Annotated in this window: 2 protein-coding genes and 1 pseudogene; all 3 read left to right on the plus strand. The window is 40.7% G+C overall.

Annotation, left to right across the window (positions count from 1 at the left end; genetic code table 11):
- Positions 1–68 precede the first annotated feature (68 nt).
- Positions 69–347, plus strand: coding sequence for a hypothetical protein (locus DVY93_RS12350; RefSeq protein ID WP_201573839.1), 279 nt, complete (start codon positions 69–71; stop codon positions 345–347).
- Between the two features lie 61 nt (positions 348–408).
- On the plus strand, positions 409–999 hold the full coding sequence (locus DVY93_RS12355) for a c-type cytochrome (RefSeq protein WP_068037353.1): 591 nt from the start codon (positions 409–411) through the stop codon (positions 997–999).
- Positions 1,000–1,168: 169 nt separating this feature from the next.
- Positions 1,169–1,571, plus strand: a pseudogene (locus tag DVY93_RS12360) (DUF411 domain-containing protein); the annotation flags it as partial.

Raw genomic sequence — 1,571 nt, forward strand, 5'->3', positions numbered from 1 at the left:
TATGCTTTAGACTGAATTAATATCCTAAAGCTTTATGTACCCTCAACTAAATCAATTAAGGATTAACCATGTCACTCTTTAAATCAAAGTCTTTACCTAAAGCAATCGTAGCCACTGCCGTCGCTCTTGTCGTATCGACCTCAGCTATGGCGCATGATCCAAAATTGCATGCTAAAAAAGATCAAATGAACTGTGAAAAGTTGGAAAAGAATATGCAAATGATGCAAAAAATGGATCATAGCAAGATGGATATGAAAGATCCTGCTATGAAAGCAATGATGGCTAACATGGGTAAAATGAAGCAAATGTACCAAAAAAACTGTGTTACTAACGACAGTAAATCTTAAAAATTTTAGCTCTGCTAAATAGCAGTCAACACTTAACGAAAATAAAGTTTTAGGAAAACATATGAAATTTTTATTGGGTGCGCTCTTTACCGTATTTGTGGCAATCGTTGGCGTGTTTGCGGTTGTTACTAGTGGTGTTGTCAATGTGGGAGCTGACCAAGAGCATAGCCCAATGATGTTTAGCTTTTTGGAAACCGCTCGCAATCGTTCCATAGCAAATGCCAGTAAAGATATTGTGGTACCAGACTTAGAGAAGGTCGATATCATTTCTGGGGGCGCGGACTATAAGGATATGTGTGCAGGCTGTCACTTGTCTCCGGGAGTGGCACAAACTGACTTTAGTGAGGGCTTATATCCAAAGCCGCCCAACTTTACCAAGGCTGATATTGTCAAACGTTATCAAACAGAAGACGGTGCAAAGCAAGGCTTTTGGGCAATCAAGCACGGTATTATGGCATCTGGAATGCCTACGTGGGGCGCGTCCCATGATGACGCTAGAATGTGGGCAATGGTTGCTTTTATCAGATCGTTACCTGAATTAGATGAAGCTCAGTACACGATGCTAACCACTAGGATAGATGGCGATATGATGGACATGTCATTTGACGGTGATATGAATATGTCGGATGATGAATCTGGAATGCAGCATTAATACTTTCTAGATATGAAAGCCTCCTAACTCACGGTTGTCGCTATTATATTAATAATGCAGTACTGAACAGTGCTGCATTTAATGTTTTTAGTTAAGTACATAAGAATTAAATATAGGGTGTAAGTTTTTAGAATATCGAGCATAATAATAGACGTTTAGGAGTAATTTAATGAGACATTACACACATGTGCTTTCTAATGGACATAGCTGGTTATCCAGTCGTGTCCTTTTATTGGTGGTGACATCGTCACTCTCGTTAACGCTAGCCGCTTGCAGCCAATCTAATACCAGTGGCTCTGATTCTCAACCAGTAAAGGTTGAACAGTCTGCTACCCAGAATGCACAAGTACAAAATGAAAGTTCTGCTCCTACAAATGCTCCCGTTAACAGCTCGTCATCATTACTCAAAAACGTCTCAGCCACAGTTTATAAAGATGCCAACTGCGGCTGCTGCAAAGAATGGGTAGGCTATGCCGAAGGTCATGGTCTAAGCGCAACTGCGCAAGACGTTACAGATTTATCTTTATTTAAAGAGCGTTACGGTGTCCCGCAGCAAATGCGCTCTTGTCATA

This window comes from Psychrobacter sp. CCUG 69069 (assembly GCF_021023115.1).
In the GTDB taxonomy this organism is placed as follows: domain Bacteria; phylum Pseudomonadota; class Gammaproteobacteria; order Pseudomonadales; family Moraxellaceae; genus Psychrobacter; species Psychrobacter namhaensis.